Genomic DNA, 17,524 nt, shown 5'->3' with positions numbered 1-17,524 from the left:
ATTTAATGGAATTGGTATTATGATGCTGATAAACAGTGCCCAAGAATCGCAACGAACCCGAATTGATGACTACTATTTGGATAATCTGACCTTGGTTGAGTTAATCCAAAGGCTTGATGAGAAAATGGCTTTCTATAAGAACATCGCCCTGTTTCTTCAGGTGTTTGGTTTAGCGCTTATCTTAGCTCGCGACCTAGCAAGAAGACCTTAGATTATCTAGCACTGTCGCTGCCTGCCTCACTAAGCCTGTATAGTTAACGAGACTCACTTGGCAGGTTGGGGTGCTGCTGTCCTTGGTATTTTGGTAGCTGTTCTTTCAACCCCTTAAACGTACTCAGCGCACTGCCTATCGATAACTTATTCATCAACCAATTGGGCAAGATGCCACCTGCGTTCGCATATGCGGTGTAGGTGATGTAAGTATTGCCATTAGTGAGCGGTTGCAGCGTCCAAAGTGCGTCCACATCGTAAATTCGAATATACCCCGACTCTTTCGCCAAATAGTTAGAGGCATCTTTAATCGACAAGACAAACTGGCCGTCCTCAATGCTGTATTTTGAGTAGGTAACCATATCGCGATCTCTAGCAGGCCATGGCGCTTTGAATTGGGTGTAGACGATATTTTCATCCTCAGATATCTGCATCAAGACGCGACTTTCCGATACGTTATCTATCCAGTTTGGCACGTTCTCGCTGTCTTCCAGCAACAGTAAAAAACCGGAGTAAGTGGTGGGCGTTTGCATTTGTGCTCGTATCTCTACCAAGCCTTCAGAGTGAGGTCTCTTATCAATGATGATGCCGTCTTCACTTTTTACGAACTGCCATGGAGCTGCATAAGTCAGTGTTGATAAGGCGCAGAGCCCAAGTGCAAAAATCCTAGGTAATATCATTATTCTTCCATAAAAAGAAAAGCTTATCTTCTAGGAGTATAGAATAGAAATGGGCTTGATTCGTGCTAAAGGCTGACGGGTTTTCCTGATTTGAGCAGCGCATCGCCATTTATTGTGGTGATACCAATAGCTGGAGGCTTATTAAGATTTGGAACGTCGAAATGAAAACGGAAGCGTTCGGTCGCTTCCGTTTTTATTAATGGGCAATGGATAAAGGTTAAAGTTACTAGGCTAAAACTTGTAGGTTAAAGCTTATAGACTAAAGCTTATAGGCTTCTACGGTTTTGATTGTCGTCCAGTTGCTGTTGGCGTCTTGGATGAACTCTTGCGTATCTTCCAACCATCGTTTTTGTACTGATTTATCTAAGTTCAGATACAGCTTTCCATCTTCGACTTTCCATGCGTTAGGGTCGGTCTCAAATTTCTTACCCATAGCCACACCAAAGGCACAATAGCCACCGTATTGAGGCGCATAAGCTTCAGGATTGGTGCGGAACTGATCTCGGTTGTCACTGTTTGCGAACTGATAAATAGCGTTCTTATAAGTAGCAGTGAATTCTGATGAACCTTGAACGGCACCAGCATCAGTAAAGTAAGCCACTGGGTCATAGCCTTTGATCGCGATGTCATTGCTATCAACGCTCATGTCGATGTCTGCTGCCATCAGTGAAAAGCTGGTTCCTAGTAACGCGGCCAATAGAGTGATTTTTTGACTGGTCGATTTCATGTGTGACATATCAAGTTCCTTGTCAGTGTTGGTTATCTTGTTTGAAATAATTTAGCCCACTCGTCCGGTCTATAGAGGGACAAAAGAACTTAAAAGTAAGCGAATCGTTCGGAGGATGCATGGATCTGCTTTCACAACTAATGGAACATTTCTCGATACGTACCGGTGTTTTCTATTCTGGCAATTTGTGCGGAGTGTCGTCATTTAAGCCGCAACAGGGTAAAGAAGGGCATCTTCATGTATTGAGCGCGGGTGAGTTGACCTTGTCTAGTGCGCACACGGAGTACAGGCAACTGTCACAGCCCTGCATTGTTTATCTGCCGAATAGCACTCCACATATGATAGAAGGCGTGGGAGACGGTGCTGAGGTCGTGTGCGCGAATGTCGAATATCGATCAGGGCAGATGAATCCTTTATTGTCTGCTCTGCCTGACGTGATAGTAATTCCGTTTGCGGATGCACCTAACTTAATGCCAGTGATAGAGGTGCTGTTTCGAGAGTCGGGGCAAGCATCTTCAGGACAACAATCGTCAGGGCAACAATATCTAATGGATAAGTTAAGTGATGCCTTGATGGCTTTGATTTTTCGTCACCTCATTGAACAGCAGCAAATTGAACGAGGGGTATTCTCAGCCCTAGCTCATCCACGATTGGCTTCGGTGGTTACGGCCGTTCACCTATTGCCTGCTCGCCACTTTTCGATTGCGGAAATGGCGTCACTGGCCGCGATGTCTCGAACTCAGTTTATTGAAGCGTTCAAACGAGAAGTCGGTGAGACGCCCGGAGATTATGTGCAAAAGTGGCGAGTCTCAGTGGCTCAATCCCTGTTATTGCAAAATAAGCCCATCAACTGGGTCGCTGATGAAGTGGGTTACAGCAGCTATTCGGGATTTTCACGCGCTTTTCAGCATGTTGCTGGGGTGTCACCGCGCCTTTGGCTAAAGCAAAATGTATCGTGAAACGCTCGGCAACCTTACCCAAGATATGGCTATTCGCATCGGGCTGGTCTATGTTTTAGCGGAAATTGTGCAGAGTTTGTTCTTTTCTCAAAAGAGGGTCTAAAAAGGTGGACTTTTTAAGCTTGTCGTAACATCCTGCTCGTCCTATTTTATCTAGACACCAATGAGACGAAGTGCCTGCTGGACATTATTCAGCCTCCCGTATCTCATTAAAGTATTAAGGAGTTCAACTTGAACTTATTTGTAAGAGACCTTACCGTTATCGATTCTTCATACATCTGTGAACACAGAGGGGTCGTAGGAGATAGTTGGATTTTAGATGTCACCATGTCTGGTGAACTTAATGAAATGAGCATGGTGCTGGATTTTAGCAAGGTCAAAAAGCAGATCAAACAGCTTGTCGATGAGCACGTTGATCACCGTTTGCTGCTGCCAATGCAAAGCGCTGCAGTTGTTCTTCAAGCGAGCAAAGCGGGCTACTCTAAGGTTGATGTGTTGCGTGGTGACAAGAGTCTTCATCTACATTGCCCTGATGAAGCATATTGCCTGATTGATGCAGAAGCGATCACCATCGAGAGTGTGACCGCTCATGTTTATCATATTCTGCGTGATAACCTTCCAAGTAACGTCACAGGGTTAGAGATCACCCTACGTCATGAGAACATTAATGGCGCGTTTTACCACTACACCCATGGTTTAAAAAAGCATGATGGCAACTGCCAACGCATCGCACATGGCCACCGTTCTCCAGTCGAAATCGTAGTTGATGGTCAGCGTGACGAGCAACGCGAGCAGGCGTTTGCTCAGCGTTGGGAAGACATTTATTTAGGGTCTAAAGAAGACCAAGTTTCAGTTTCATCACTTAACCTGAGTGAACACGCGAACAGCGTTAATGATGAAAGCCACTATGGCTTCCGCTACACGGCGCCTCAAGGTGAATTTGAGCTAGCTATTGCTAAGAGTGAAACAGAGATTTTGCCGACAGATACCACAGTAGAATTACTGGCAGGCTATATTGCGGATCAAGTTGAGCCTAGCCTAGCAGAGAGCCAATCACTACAAATCGTCGCTTATGAAGGTGTTGGCAAGGGTGCAATGGCGTTCCGATAACACTTGAACGAGTGATACAGTCTCGTTACTGACATGATGAAATAAAGGCAAGATAATCCGTTATCTTGCCTTTATTTTTTGTGGCTCTTTAAAACTGATTTAGCGGATAGTTTCAGGCATAAAGACTAGCGAAGTAGTACGCGTCTCAGTGGCGTTTTCTCGATCCCAGCAACCAACCCAAAGCTCAACAATACGGTGCCAAAAAATACCGTAACGTCTTTTGCCAATTCCGTAATGCCTAAGACTCCACAGACATTGAACAACACAATAATGATCAGTAAATGGCTTACGTAGATACCCAGCATGCGATTTGAAATGGCACGAACCCAAGCGTAGTTACCCATGTTTGGGTTAGCCAAAAGCCACATAAACACGCCCATCCCCCATAGCGCCGTGCCAAACAAGAAATCATTCATGTTGAATCCGACGTCGAACGTGGTGAGCCATGCCGCCTCAGCAAAGTGAATCAACATGCCTAACGCGAATAACCCCAACGCTTTAGTTGATGACACCTTCCATTGATTCTGACGAATAAGGAAACCTAAGGTCACCATTAAAGTGCCAAAGAACGGACCATTACGCGTGAAGAAGGGTGCTTCTAATCCGGTCAGCGTTGCGTAGCTTCCTGCCAAAACACCATAGCCATAGAGCGCTATGGTTATCGGTAATAGAAGTTTGTTGAGCTTCAACTCAACCAATAAAGCAATGATCAACACTGCGCAAATAAGGGCTGGAATGAACCACAAATGCACCAGACCGCCCTCTAAGAATGAGTTAAGAGGAGTGCTCATTAAGAAACCCCAATAGCCTTCACGTTCACCTAGATAGCCAAACTCTTCTACCTTCGCGAGATTGAATGGCATTACTAAGCAAATGATGCTCCATGCCAACCAAACTTTAAGCAGTGGTTTGGAGTAGTTGATGAAGGTTGTCCAAGGCGATGCAGCCAACTTAGGCTGAATAAGATAGCCAGAAATCAGGAAGAACAGAGGTACCGCAAAACGAGCGGTTTGGTTGAGCACATAACCGATCCAAGGCACTTCATCTATTTGCCAATAAGTGAGTGCCATTTGGCCGTGTAAACCAATGATCGCCAAGATAGCAATCACTCGGCCTAACTCGATACTGGCGATGTGTTGTGAAGGCGTATGTTGAACGGAAGACATATCAGATCTCTTAGTAAAATTTTTACGAAATCTAGCAGCCTTTGTGCCCAACCAGTTAGTCCTAAATCAAGGCTTATGACCTTTATTTCAGGGCTTGTGTCGGTTTTTTGAAGCCTGTCGCAGCTATATTAAACCCATTGCGGTGAGTGCAAAAATACCTAGTGTACAAGTGATAAGAGAAACAACGGTCGTGAGCGCGATGATGTTAGCCGCCAAGGTTGAATTCCCTCCCATCGCACGAGCCATAACATAGCTCGCTGCTGCCGTTGGTGCTGCGCTCATCAAAAAGATAAGCCCGAGGTCGAGCCCTTCAAACCCTAAGTACCCAGCAGCCAATGTAATCAGTAACGGTGAGGCAATTAACTTGTAGCTAGAGGCGAACCACGTCGACAACTTTTCTTGTTTGAGCGAGCTAATATCCAGCGACCCGCCAGTACAGAGCAGGGCCAAAGGTAGTGTCATATTGGCAAAGTATTGCCCAGCGTCAGCCACCATTTTTGGAATAGGAATTGAAAGCGCATAGAAGACGACCGCTAAGAAAATAGCGATGATCAACGGGTTTTTGGTGATGGACTTGACGATGACTTTAATGGCTTTCGCGCCGGTGTCTTTGCCTTTGGGTGTTAGTGCAATCACGGCTTGAATGTTATACAGCACGGTCAGAGATGCGACATAGATAGCAGCCAATGCTACGCCTTGGTTACCATAGATATTAGCCACATAGGCGAGGCCAATGATTGCGGTATTAGCGCGGAATCCACCCTGGACAATCACACCTTGATCTTTTGAGCCTTTGAATACCAATTTGGTCGAGAAAATAGTAAACAAGAAAAAGACAAAGTTAGCGATGACGCCAAACGCAACTAACGCGCTACTGGCTGAAAAATTGTGATTTGATTGAACAATACTAAGAAATAGCATCGCGGGTAAGGTGACTTGAAATACGACCTTAGATGCGACATCAATGAAATTGTCATTGATCAAGCCGATTCGCTTGAGCATCACACCAAGAAACAGCATTAAACAGATAGGGCCTGTTACTGACGCCGAAAACGCAAACTGTTCCCAAAGTGTGTTCATTGTTTTTCCTTTGTTAGTCGATTTCAATTTCCTTTGAATACTGTCGCATTTTTCCACAATTCTTTGATAATACAAAATGAATACCAAGGGTTAAGTAAAAAACTTGAAAAAAAGTACGAACGTGCTAAAAATAAAGCATCAGATTTATTATTGGTGAATAATGAGCAAAGGAAAGATAACCAAAGAGTATATTTTGAGCCATGCATTTGCACTTGCGAGTGAGAATGGTCTCGAGAGTTTGACGATTGGCGAATTAGCCAAGCAGTGTGGTATGTCTAAGAGTGGATTGTTTGCGCACTTCAACTCTAAAGAGAACCTGCAACTCTCTGTACTCGAATATTCCAACGCCATATTCACTGAAAGAGTCATCATTCCGGCGAGAGAGTTGGGCGACGGTGATATTGAAGCCAAGCTTAAACAACTGCTCGATAACTGGCTTGGCTGGAACCATTCGTTCCAAGGCAGCTGTATGTTTATTGATGCTTGGAAAGACGCTGGCAGCGAAACCTCTGTGATTCAGAAGGCACTGCAGAAAACCATTTCAGTGTGGATTGATTACTTGACGATTCAGGTAGCAAAAGCGGTTGAGAGCAAACAATTCAGAGCCGATTTAGACCCGAAACAGGCAACCTTCGAGTTGTACGGTCTCTATTTAAGCGCGAACTTGTTCTACTCATTACGAGGCCAACAAGCCAGTCACACTCATTTTTGGAGTGGTGTCGAGCGCTTGGTAGCCAGTTGGAAAGCGGTTTAATACATACAGCAGGTTGACTCGCAAATCATGTGAGTCTTGTTGAAGTAAGGTTTACAACAAAATTTTAGAGAAGTGGTGGTAAGCGATGATAAATCGCAGTAGCGCCATTTTTTATATCAACAAATAGCACGGTCGTTCGATTTTTAGGGCCGAGCTCGATCCGCCAATAATGATGGCGATACAAGGAACGGTCATGAGTGACAAAATCTATTTCAATACATCGAACAAATTTAGCTTCAAGCGCAGCTTAATTGGCGCAACAACCAATTTGCACTACATTTTAGCGCCAAGTCATGCAAAGAAAACGGCACGTAAACTGCTGCTCACTCCGATGCGTACCGAGCAGAAAAATGCCGATCCTCAAGGGCTTATTAAGAGTGAAATCAAAGGTCGTGATGGCGTTTTGAAAACTTACTCTTTGGGTACGGGGCCCGTTTGGGTACTGACCCATGGTTGGTCTGGCACCGCGAGTCAATTCTTTCCTTTAATGGAACACATCGCTGCTAAAGGTTTTACTGCAATGGCTTACGATCATCCTGCTCATGGTGGCAGTGATGGCGTACATGGTCATATCCCAGCGTTTGTGAATGGTTTGGAAGCGGTTCTCGATTCGGTGGGTGAAGTAGCAGGTTTAGTTGGTCACAGCATGGGTACTGCTTCAGCGTTGGAATGTAAGCACGTTAAATTAGAAAACAAACCTTTGTTGCTTATTGCACCTGTGTTGGATTATCTAGAAAACCTATTTGGTAGCGTTGCGCGTTCTGGTTACTCAATGAAGTTGTTTGAGGCGGTCGTGGGTGAAGTGGAAGAGCAGTTTAACTATCCAATTCAGTCTGTTGATCCATATGGAAAGCTAGCGCTTCGTGAGTCTCAGACGATCATTGTTCATGATGAGCAAGACAAGTTTACTAAGTTTGATGTGTCTCAGCGTGCTGCTAATGAAATGGGTCGCGTTACCTTGATTGCGACTCAAGGACAGGGTCACGGGCGAGTAATGAAGTGCCCACAAGTATTCGAGAGCTTTGATAACTTGATTGGCTAAGTCTAATACCAATCGTAGTAAATAACTGTTCACCCTAGCTTGTTAAAAATCTCGATAACATCGTTAGATTTTTTGATTGTAGAATAACTACTTATCGAAACTATTTATTGAAAAGAGCAGCCTTGTTCTCAAGCTTTTTTCCTGCGCTATTTTTGAACACTTGCTTACTGTGATTGGTATAACGAGCGCAAGTCAGTAGGACGCCAGTAAAAAAATCGTAAGTTATCAGACCAGAAAACATAAATAAAAAGACCAACCAGACATTATCTGGTCGGCCTTACTTTTAGGTGTTTAGTCGACGCTTAGTTAGCGTTTAGCTAAGCACTATTTTTAGTTAGCAGCTTGCAGGACCGATCTCTTTCCACACGCCCCATTGGCCTGTCGTTGTTGGATCTTCACCTGTTGTCCACCACTTCGCTTCCCAAACCTTACCGCCTTGAGTTACTTGGTCGCCGCCAGTGTAGACCGCACTTGAATCCCAAGCGTTAGTACACGTACCGCCGCCTGTGGTTTTCTTAAGAACGTTCACTGAAGTAGCCGCTACCGATGTATCAGTGCCATCGCTGACCGATACAGAGAAGTTCAGCGTCGTATCTTGCGTGTATTCCGCCGCGACAAAGCTCACTGAAGAACCTTGAACCGTTGCATCAACACCAGCAGGTACATCCCATGTGAAGGTTAATGTGTCTTGGTCAGCATCGCTCGAAGCCGAAGCATCAACCACGACTACGTCACCCGCATTAACTTCAGTCGGAGCCGTAACCACAGCAACTGGTGCTGTATTGACTGGACCTGTGTCCTTAGGGGTTACTGTTACAACAACGGTGTCAGTTGCAGTAGCACCTTCGTTATCAGTTACCGTTAGACTGAACGTTAGTACTTCTTGTTGAGCGACTTCAACCAGATCGAAGCTTGCAACAGCCGCATTAGCGTTCGCCAGCGTTACTGCCGTACCGCTTACTTGTGACCAAGCGTAGCTCGCAATCGTGCCGTCGCTGTCTTTTGAAGCGCTACCGTCTAGAGAAACAGAAGCTGGGCCTTCAACCGATTGGTCTGCGCCCGCTGCTGCGGTTGGTTTACGGTTGACAGGATCTGTTGTTCCGCCCGCTAGGCCTTCATGCATTGCGTTGAGGATGTCGCCGTTATCTGCATCAATTTCCCAAGAGAATAGACCCGCAAGGCCAAGGCTACGAACGTACGCGCCTTTTGCTTTCACTGAACGGTCATCATCAAATGTGATTAGCTTGCCCGAAGTACGGTTCCAAACGTAAGGCGCTTCTGCCATTTCGTCGTAACCATATTCAAAGCCGTTGATTCCTTGGTTGTTTGCACCAAGCATGTTCGCTTTAATGCCTTTGTAGTCAATAACGCCATCTTCCCATACGCCTTGCGCAGAGCTGCCGGTTAGTTTGCCATTACCTACACCCGTCATTGGGTCTGTAGGATCGGTGAGTGATGAAGGTAATACGCCCTCCCAACCACGACCATACATTGCTGTACCAACCACAAGTTTGTTCGCTGGAACACCTTGTTCAAGTAACAACTGGATGCCGTTGTCTGTGGTGTAAGCAGGGCCAGTGTACTGTTCGCCATTTTCATCAAGTCCTGTGCCATCACATTGACCAGGACGCATGAAGTTACCGCAGTTTAGTGCTGTTTGGTGACCTAACACGTTGTTCCAACCGCCGTAGAAGTCGTAAGTCATTGCGAAGATGTAATCCATGTATTGGATAGCATCGCCGTAGTTCACGTCTTCAATCTTGTCGTGACCAACGCCGATCGCTGATGTTAGCTCGTAAGTACGGCCGTTCTCAGCTTCTAGCTCATCTAACATAACGCGCAGCTCTGCCATCAATGCAATGTAAGCAGGGCCGTCATTTACAGGGTCACCAAGATCGGGAGCAGCACCGCCTCCACCTGGGAATTCCCAGTCAATATCGACACCATCGTAGAATTTCCATGTATTTAGGAACTTCTTAACCGATGCAACGAACGTGTCGCGGTTCGCTTTTGTAGTGAAATCGAAGAACGGGTCAGACAGTGTCCAACCACCAATCGATGGGATGATCTTCAAATCAGGATTACGCTGTTTTAGCGCCATCATCATCGCGTAGTTACCCTTGATAGGTGAGCTGTATTCGTGACCAGCTTGCGGGAAACTCTTTTGGAAAGCAGCCCAAGGGTCATGAATCACCACTTCGTAATCGTTTACACCCTGACAGGCTGTCATGAGTGCGTTGTAGCTGTTGCCGCCTACCGATTTTACTGATTCATTAGGACCACAAATTGGGATGAAGCCATAAAGGATATGGGTCAAGTTGTCAGCGGGTAGGTTATCAACTGTGTAATCACGACCATAAATACCCCACTCAACAAAGTAAGTGCCTACTACCGTGTTTGGATCTGTATTGTATGACTTGTTGTTCGGGTCCACGTTCATTGCAAGTGGCGCTAAGTGTGAACCATCGGTATCTGCAATCGTGATCTGAGCGGGAGCACTCTTGGCGCAGCCTGTCTCGTCACACGCCTCGATTTCCATCTGAAATAAGCCGCCTTGGCCGTATTCGAATGAAGCTGTAGTTTGGCTGCCAGTAATAGGGCCAGTGGCCACTTTAACTCCATCGAAGTAGATGTTGTAAGTGTTTCCTGACGTTCCGCTCCATTGGTTGAATTTAACGTCGACCTTTGCTTTGTCGTGATATTTAACCATCTGGTTGTAGCCAGAAGTGGTTTCCATCGCGAGTTCAATTTTAGAAAACTGCAGGTTGTTGGAACCGTACATGTCGATGCTAGGTGCTGTTGGAGCAGCTAATGCTGTACCAGATAGCGCTAGAGCAATGCTCGCAGCACAGGTATTTATACGAATCATACTTTTTCTCTCATTCCTTGAAGGTTACGAGAACCAAATGGCCCCATAAACGGCTCCAGTCAGTTTTGAAGGAGCTTCCCAGTCAGTATTCGAGAGAGTTTTAATTTTATAACTGAAAATAAATCCGTTTTCGATGGACAACTAAAAAATAGTATTTCGTTACAATTCTGTTGCTTAATGAGTGAGAGGCTGAGTCCATGTTTTATAAAATAAAACACCCTTCAGAAGTAAAATCTCATAAGTGAAAATCCACGACATGAAGTCATGCAAAGATGCGACAAACGATAAGAAAATATCGCAAGTTGAAGCAGTATCACAAAGCGAAGTGTGCTGGGTGAGCGGTGCAGATCGGTAGGTAAATATGAAAGTAGTGATGCGGAGAATACTTTTTACGTAGAAGACTATTATTTAGATGACTGTTATTTAGATGACTGAAGAAGACTGAGAAGGGGATTATCTTTTGAATTGCTCTGTTAAGGAAGCGCGCCTTTGTTGCATAACACTGTGGGTATCACCAGCTGCAGTATCCTCGTAGCCTTCTTTAATAAATTGCTGAGATGGTACGCTTGGCTCTAGTCGCTTCAAGCGAGGAGAATCGTAAGTGCCACTGATGGTGTAAACGGTGGTTCCAGAGCCAGTGCTGATCGTGACAATCTTGCCATCAAAATCAAACGAGGTAGCAATGAGGCGATGATTCATCATCACACCATTATCTGAAAGTGTCAGGGTATCAGTATTGTAAGGTGGTGCTGCAATCTCTATCCATGTGCCATAGACATTGCTTGGGCTGACAGATTGTTGGTGGGCTTGGTAAGCAAAATAGCCCGCGGTGAGGGCAATCATAAAACCAGCTAATAGGAAGCTGTAGAGTAACGAGTTGGCAAATAAATCTCTGCTTTTGATCGACTTTTTTGCCATTATTTCTTCATTTTCCCACTGATATTGTTTTAGATTCTATTAACTAAAACTTTAGTTTGCAAAAATTGTTATAAGAGTTAGAAGCAGGATCGAATGTTCCAATAAATTTGGTTGCGTTGGCGATTTTTTGCCTGATTCCTTGGTATTTACGTTATCAATGAAAGCGAATTCAAGAAATGCCTAAGCTATGCGTATTTATTTCTTGTAGGACAGTCTCGAATTGGTTAAAACAATTATCACCTAGATTTACGCATAGGCTCATTCGTTGAGTCCAATAATTGCAATTTTGAGATAACAAGGAAGTACAATGATTAAAGAAAACACATACTTTGAAGGTGGCGTTAAGTCGTTAGCGTTTAACCAAGCTGGTGCTGATGTGAGTGTTGGTGTGATGGCGGCTGGCGAATACACGTTCGGTACTGCGGCTCCAGAAAAGATGACCGTTGTTAAAGGTGCTTTAATTGTAAAGCGTGTTGGCGATGATGACTGGACGACATACCAATCTGGTGAGTCTTTTGACGTTGCGGGTGATTCTTCATTCGACTTACAGGTAAAAGAAGCGACAGCTTACCTGTGTGAATATCTGTAACTCGCTTTAAATTCGTTTAATCAGGGAATCGTTTGTCTCTGATTTAATAGAAAAAAACCACGCTCTAGGAGCGTGGTTAAATAAGTGATAGTAACCGGCAGTGGATAGTGTCACTTGTTTTTGCAGTCATCAAATGGATGACCAAATCGTTGTTCGTTGCAAAATATCTTCAATCTTCAATCTTCAACTTCAATTCAAAGCTAAAAGCTAAAAGCTAAAAGCTCAAAGACAGACATCTGTAAATCAGTAAGTCTCAAATACGCCGTTGTTGTAATCCTGAATCGTCTGTTCAATCTCTTCCATTGAATTCATGACGAACGGACCATAGTGCACAACAGGTTCATTAATCGGTTCACCAGAAAAAACCAGTACACCTGAATCTTCTAAGCTGTCTAAAGAAAGCCATTCAGCTTTGGTGAGCAGGGCAAGCTGACCTTGCTTGATCACTTTGTCGCCGATCTTAATGCTGCCTCGGTACACATAAGTCATGGCATTGTGATTAACATTAGTCCCTAACGTCACTTTTTGCCCAGCATGAGAGCGCCAATCCGCAACGCTTAATGGCACACCTGTTTTCTGCAATGGACCTTGCGCTCGTAAAGCCTCTGAATCATCGTTAGTTTGGTTATGCAGTTCAAACCCACCGGCTATCACTCTCAATAAACCACGTTGTTCACTTTGGTGTTCTGTAATGCTTTCACTCTGGAAGTCGTGATATTGCGCGGGCAGCATTTTGTGTGACGCAGGCTGATTTATCCAAATCTGAAAGCCATGCAGTGCGCCTTCTTCCATCATTGGCATTTCGCTGTGAATAACACCACGACCCGCGGCCATCCACTGTGCGCCACCGCTGCGTAGCTCTCCAACATTCCCCATGTGGTCTTTGTGTTGAAAGTGACCTTGGAGCATGTAAGTGAGCGTTTCTATACCACGGTGAGGGTGCGGAGGAAAGCCTCCAACATAGTCTTTACTTTCATCCGACTTAAGTTCATCAATCATCAAAAATGGAGAGAAACGCGTGTTATTGAAGCCAGCGAGTCTTTGGATTTTGACGCCATCACCATCGGAGGTGGCATGTGCTGCAATCACATGATCTACTGTTCTTACACTCGTCATTTTGAAATCCTCATAAACTTGAATAGCTGTAGTTTATGTAATTTGATTTTAAAAGAAGATGGCATAGCGTTGAGTGACTTATTCGAAAATTTTGAACAGGTAACAATAATTTTGAACAGGTAACAATATGAAATTATGTCTATACTCAATATAGAGTAGACCGCCAAGGAGGCCGCTATGGCAGTACAGCAAAAACATGGCGAAAGGCAAGGTCGGATGGGCTTTGATAACGACTTTACAACGGAGCAAGGGCAGCGTTTTACCGAGGTTGCGAACAGCGCGGTTAAACGTCGCGTGAAAAAGCGCGCGATCGAAGCACCGTTTATTCAGTCGGCTAAGCAAGCTGCTTTTAAAACGGTAGTGAGACCTAGAGGCAATAACCCAAACCGAACACGACAAGTCGTATGGATGATTGTGATCGGGTTAGTGAGCCTATGGCTTATGTACATGGCAGGTTAGTGCGTTTAGCAGTCAGCGATATTAATGGTTAACGTTGACGCGTTTTTAACAGCGTAACATTGTTCCCTTCGACTTTTGCTTCAAGACAATCTTCAAGCTCAGATGAATCCGATTCTGAGAAGGTTAGGTTCGTCGGTAGCTCTTCGATCAATGTCGATACTGGATTGTCGTGATAATAAGCGTATCGGTTTTTTCCTGAATGCTTGGCAACATACATCGCTTTATCAGCACATCTCGTCAGTTCATGTAGCTCTTGAGCATCTTGCGGATACAAAGACACCCCAACACTGAGCGTCAATTCCTTGATTCTCTCGTTTGTCTGGCAACCACTTTCGAATAACCCACAAATCCTATCTAAAATACCGTCTAGATCTTTACGAGTTGGTACATCGTAGAGCATCAAAACAAACTCGTCGCCAGCAAAGCGCGCAATCGAATAGTCGTATTCATGGCTTTTTCTGTCTCTGGTTCGAATGTTGTTACTCAAGCGATTGGCAAAGTGCTGTAAGACACTGTCTCCTACGTCGTGCCCGTAGCTGTCGTTAATGCCTTTAAAGTCATCAATATCTAAAAAGACCAATGCCGTAAGTGATCGCTCACTATCCACTGTCGCAAGCTTTTCCACCGCCCAGCGCTCAAAGCTCCAACGGTTTGCCAATCCGGTAAGTTGGTCTCTGTAGGCGAGATCTTCAATGCCTTCTTTATAAAGACGTTGGATATAACTGACGGCTTTTGTGTAGTAATAAGCGGATGTGTGACACACCAAGCTCATAGTAAACAGGCTAAGAATAAACCGATGTGTGCTGTTAAATGGCAGAGAAAAGTTATTGGGCATTGCCGTAATCAAGGTGCTGATAAACAAACAAAATGAGGTGCTAAAGATGATTCCAATTCTGAAGTCATTGATAAAAATCACCGCCGCCAGAATAGGGTAGAGCCAAAGAATTCGGTCAGGAATGGCGTGACTGTACAAAAATAGGATGACCCCTTGAACCAGTAAAACACCGCTCAGGATCAATTCTGAATACTCAGGGTTAATGACTTTTCTTACGTAAAATGCATTGGAGATAGCGATCAGTGCAAAACACAATTCGAAAACCGACAGTGTGTAATGTTGGCCTTGGAAGTAAGCCCAAGTGTAGAAAATGAATAACGCAGCGGCAGTCAGTGAAAAGGAGTGGACAATTTTTTGCTTGCGGGTGGATCGTATGTCCGCCATTTCTTCTAGGTGTCTGCCGACCAGCCTTTTCATGTGATTTGTGCCAAAGATTTTGATAATGGAGTTAATAGTAGATTAAATAATAAGCTACGCAGAGGTTTAGATGGCTATTTAGTGTGATTGCTATCAAGGTTTTATATTAAAAAGCAATCAACCAATAATAAATAGTGATGTGTATCACTGACGGCGCAAGCTTGTCCGAGCGTGAGGATAATCAAGGTTCGATTTGGCAAAAGCGATTTAGTTATTATCTACTTGCTTTCCAATGATTTACTCAACATAGTTTGTATATGGCTAAATGCTTGTAGATAGCTAAATGTTTATAGATACCTAAATTTGATAGAGGCTCATTATGTTAATTACCTTTAGTTGCAAGGCTCATGCTAGCGTCACGATGTTTGGTGAGGTAGGTCTTCAGTTCATTAAGATGCTTGGACATAGTGGTGCGATCCCAGGAGTAATTGATGCTTCAGCGGTCCCTCAAGCACTAAACAACTTACGTGCTGCGATCGCCGCTGAGCAGAGCAAACCGGTAGAGCAAGAAAATGCGGATGACGACAATGAAGAAGAGGTTGTTGAAGCGCCTGTTAATATCGGTAGCCGAGCTTTTCCGTTGGTTGAACTGTTGAAAGCTGCTATCAAAGAAGAGTGCGAAGTTATGTGGGAAGACGGCAGCGGTAAACGACTGTAGTTCGATTCGCGCAAAACGTAACAAGCCTATCGAATCTATTTTAATAGGAATGAATGTTGAGCCAGTATTGATCATGTCATGGAGTTTGATGGTGATGAATCGACACTGGCGCTTTTTTATGCGAAGTGTTTCGCTTGTGTCTGTTCGTTTACAAAGTTCATCAGCCTTGAAATGAGTTACTTTTGTTATCGTAATATCAATACATAACAGACCGTAAACAAAGTGATGCTGTTCACGCTTTCTTGACTCCCAATTCTGAACTAGGAATTTTTCCTAGTTATTCTAAGACCCTCTCTCATGCGGTCGATTTTTAGACTCCTTATTATTTCACGGTCAACTAACAAAGAATGCATGGTCGCAATTATGCCGTGCAGACCTCATAAATAATAAGAGAGTTCACAATGTTAAAGTTCCTAGATCAGGTTCGAAAACCGACACTGGATCTTCCGGTCGAAACCAGAAGAAAAATGTGGTTTAAACCCTTCCTACAATCTTACCTAGTCGTGTTCATTGGTTATCTAACCATGTATTTGATCCGTAAGAACTTCAATGTCGCGCAAAACGACATGATTTCTACTTATGGGTTATCAATGACGGATCTAGGTCTTATCGGTCTTGGTTTCTCAATTACTTATGGTATTGGTAAAACCGTCGTTTCCTATTACGCCGATGGTAAAAATACCAAACAGTTCCTGCCATTCATGCTTGTCCTTTCTGGTATTGCCATGTTGGGCTTCAGCTTCAGTATGGGTGGCGGCAGCGCTAGCTTATTCATGATGGTTGCCTTCTACGCATTGAGTGGTTTTTTCCAAAGTACGGGTGGCCCTTCAAGTTACTCAACCATCACTAAATGGACGCCTCGCAATAAGCGTGGTTCATATTTAGGTCTTTGGAATATGTCGCACAACGTGGGTGGTGCGGGTGCTGCTGGTGTTGCTCTGTTTGGTGCGAACTACCTATTTGATGGCAACGTAATTGGTATGTTCGTTTTCCCATCTATCATCGCGATTGTGGTTGGTTTTATTGGTATGCGCTTTGGTAACGACTCTCCAGAAGCATACGGCTTAGGTACAGTCGAAGAGTTGTTTGATGAAGAAATCAGCGAAGAAGATACAGTTGCTGAAGAAAATCAAATGACCAAAAAAGAGATCTTTGTTGAGTACATTCTTAAAAACAAAGTGATCTGGTTACTCTGCTTCGCGAATATCTTTTTATACATTGTTCGTATCGGTATCGATCAATGGTCTACCGTTTACGCGTATCAAGAGCTAGGTCTATCAAAGGAAACGGCGATTTCTGGTTTCACTCTGTTTGAAGTAGGTGCGTTGGTCGGTACGTTAATGTGGGGTTATCTCTCTGACCTTGCGAACGGACGTCGTGCTTTAGTTGCTTGTGTATCGCTTGGATTGATTATTGTCTCTCTAGAGTTCTACCAAAATGCAACGAGTGAGTTCATGTACCTAGCGTCACTATTCGTACTGGGCTTCCTAGTGTTCGGTCCTCAACTGTTGATTGGTGTTGCTGCGGTAGGTTTTGTACCTAAGAAAGCAATCAGTGTTGCTGACGGCGTGAAAGGCACATTTGCTTACCTAATTGGTGACAGCTTTGCCAAACTTGGCCTAGGTATGATTGCGGATGGAACGCCAATTTTTGGCTTAACGGGTTGGAAAGGGACATTCGCAGCACTCGATACGTCAGCTGCCATTTGTATCGTGTTATTGCTATTCGTTGCGGTTGCGGAAGAGAAGAAAATTCGTCACGCGAAGAAGATGCACCTAGCGGCTCAAAACGCCTAGCGAGTCTGGTGTGCTTTTTTTGCAGACTTGTTTTCGCAAACACAGTTTCGGGTAGATAGTCTCACGTACTTTATCGGATTAAAGCACGTGAGATCATACCAATCGCTAGTTCGATTCAGTATCATCTCTATCAATAAAC

Annotated in this window: 16 protein-coding genes and 1 pseudogene; 9 read left to right on the top strand and 8 right to left on the bottom strand. The window is 44.3% G+C overall.

The window, feature by feature from the left end; genetic code table 11:
* Positions 1–211 (top strand): annotated as a pseudogene (locus tag AACT19_RS20970) (DNA mismatch repair protein); the annotation flags it as partial.
* 43 nt (positions 212–254) lie between these two features.
* Here the strand turns inward: AACT19_RS20970 and AACT19_RS20965 are convergent.
* Together AACT19_RS20965 and AACT19_RS20960 are read right to left on the bottom strand one after the other, a co-directional pair.
* Positions 255–890 (bottom strand): START domain-containing protein, encoded by a 636-nt coding sequence (locus tag AACT19_RS20965; RefSeq protein WP_004732744.1) that lies wholly within the window; start codon positions 888–890, stop codon positions 255–257.
* Positions 891–1,149: 259 nt separating this feature from the next.
* On the bottom strand, positions 1,150–1,626 hold the full coding sequence (locus AACT19_RS20960) for a YHS domain-containing (seleno)protein (protein ID WP_017077045.1): 477 nt from the start codon (positions 1,624–1,626) through the stop codon (positions 1,150–1,152).
* 110 nt (positions 1,627–1,736) lie between these two features.
* On the opposite strand from AACT19_RS20960, the gene AACT19_RS20955 reads away from it, so the two are divergent.
* Both AACT19_RS20955 and AACT19_RS20950 read left to right on the top strand, forming a co-directional pair.
* The gene (locus tag AACT19_RS20955; RefSeq protein WP_076648620.1) at positions 1,737–2,576 is read left to right on the top strand and encodes an AraC family transcriptional regulator; all 840 of its coding nucleotides are present in this window, start codon (positions 1,737–1,739) and stop codon (positions 2,574–2,576) included.
* A gap of 231 nt (positions 2,577–2,807) precedes the next feature.
* The gene (locus AACT19_RS20950) at positions 2,808–3,686 is read left to right on the top strand and encodes a 6-pyruvoyl trahydropterin synthase family protein (protein ID WP_076648618.1); all 879 of its coding nucleotides are present in this window, start codon (positions 2,808–2,810) and stop codon (positions 3,684–3,686) included.
* Between the two features lie 125 nt (positions 3,687–3,811).
* Here AACT19_RS20950 and AACT19_RS20945 read toward each other — a convergent pair whose 3' ends face one another.
* Positions 3,812–4,852: an acyltransferase gene (locus tag AACT19_RS20945; RefSeq protein ID WP_076648616.1), complete on the bottom strand. Its 1,041-nt coding sequence runs from the start codon at positions 4,850–4,852 to the stop codon at positions 3,812–3,814.
* A gap of 123 nt (positions 4,853–4,975) precedes the next feature.
* Entirely contained in the window at positions 4,976–5,932 is a 957-nt protein-coding gene (locus AACT19_RS20940; protein WP_076648615.1) for an AEC family transporter, read from the bottom strand.
* Positions 5,933–6,092: 160 nt separating this feature from the next.
* On the opposite strand from AACT19_RS20940, the gene AACT19_RS20935 reads away from it, so the two are divergent.
* Together AACT19_RS20935 and AACT19_RS20930 are read left to right on the top strand one after the other, a co-directional pair.
* Positions 6,093–6,686, top strand: a complete 594-nt coding sequence (locus tag AACT19_RS20935; protein ID WP_004732750.1) for a TetR/AcrR family transcriptional regulator — start codon at positions 6,093–6,095, stop codon at positions 6,684–6,686.
* A 193-nt stretch (positions 6,687–6,879) separates the two neighbouring features.
* Complete coding sequence (locus AACT19_RS20930; protein ID WP_076648613.1) at positions 6,880–7,728, top strand: alpha/beta hydrolase; 849 nt, start codon at positions 6,880–6,882, stop codon at positions 7,726–7,728.
* 334 nt (positions 7,729–8,062) lie between these two features.
* On the opposite strand, the gene AACT19_RS20925 is transcribed toward AACT19_RS20930, so the two are convergent.
* Positions 8,063–10,597: a glycosyl hydrolase family 18 protein gene (locus tag AACT19_RS20925; protein ID WP_076648611.1), complete on the bottom strand. Its 2,535-nt coding sequence runs from the start codon at positions 10,595–10,597 to the stop codon at positions 8,063–8,065.
* Positions 10,598–11,050: 453 nt separating this feature from the next.
* On the bottom strand, positions 11,051–11,515 hold the full coding sequence (locus tag AACT19_RS20920) for a DUF2850 domain-containing protein (protein ID WP_076648609.1): 465 nt from the start codon (positions 11,513–11,515) through the stop codon (positions 11,051–11,053).
* A 307-nt stretch (positions 11,516–11,822) separates the two neighbouring features.
* On the opposite strand from AACT19_RS20920, the gene ppnP reads away from it, so the two are divergent.
* Positions 11,823–12,104, top strand: a complete 282-nt coding sequence (gene ppnP, locus AACT19_RS20915) for a pyrimidine/purine nucleoside phosphorylase (protein WP_017089998.1) — start codon at positions 11,823–11,825, stop codon at positions 12,102–12,104.
* Between the two features lie 243 nt (positions 12,105–12,347).
* Here the strand turns inward: ppnP and AACT19_RS20910 are convergent, their stop codons facing one another.
* Positions 12,348–13,220, bottom strand: coding sequence for a pirin family protein (locus tag AACT19_RS20910; RefSeq protein WP_017092428.1), 873 nt, complete (start codon positions 13,218–13,220; stop codon positions 12,348–12,350).
* Positions 13,221–13,397: 177 nt separating this feature from the next.
* Here AACT19_RS20910 and AACT19_RS20905 point away from each other — a divergent pair, with 177 nt between their 5' ends.
* Entirely contained in the window at positions 13,398–13,679 is a 282-nt protein-coding gene (locus AACT19_RS20905) for a hypothetical protein (RefSeq protein ID WP_029221923.1), read from the top strand.
* A gap of 28 nt (positions 13,680–13,707) precedes the next feature.
* Here AACT19_RS20905 and AACT19_RS20900 read toward each other — a convergent pair whose 3' ends face one another.
* Positions 13,708–14,898 (bottom strand): GGDEF domain-containing protein, encoded by a 1,191-nt coding sequence (locus AACT19_RS20900; protein ID WP_050546407.1) that lies wholly within the window; start codon positions 14,896–14,898, stop codon positions 13,708–13,710.
* 352 nt (positions 14,899–15,250) lie between these two features.
* Here AACT19_RS20900 and AACT19_RS20895 point away from each other — a divergent pair, with 352 nt between their 5' ends.
* Positions 15,251–15,589, top strand: coding sequence for a DUF1840 domain-containing protein (locus AACT19_RS20895; protein WP_076648607.1), 339 nt, complete (start codon positions 15,251–15,253; stop codon positions 15,587–15,589).
* A 401-nt stretch (positions 15,590–15,990) separates the two neighbouring features.
* Positions 15,991–17,385, top strand: a complete 1,395-nt coding sequence (gene uhpT, locus AACT19_RS20890; protein ID WP_076648605.1) for a hexose-6-phosphate:phosphate antiporter — start codon at positions 15,991–15,993, stop codon at positions 17,383–17,385.
* Positions 17,386–17,524 lie beyond the last annotated feature (139 nt).

The organism is Vibrio sp. 10N.222.47.A9 (genome assembly GCF_963872585.1).
Taxonomy (GTDB): Bacteria; Pseudomonadota; Gammaproteobacteria; order Enterobacterales; family Vibrionaceae; genus Vibrio; species Vibrio splendidus.
The sequence above is the reverse complement of the archived record's forward strand: the minus strand, read 5'-3'. Positions and strand labels throughout refer to the sequence as shown.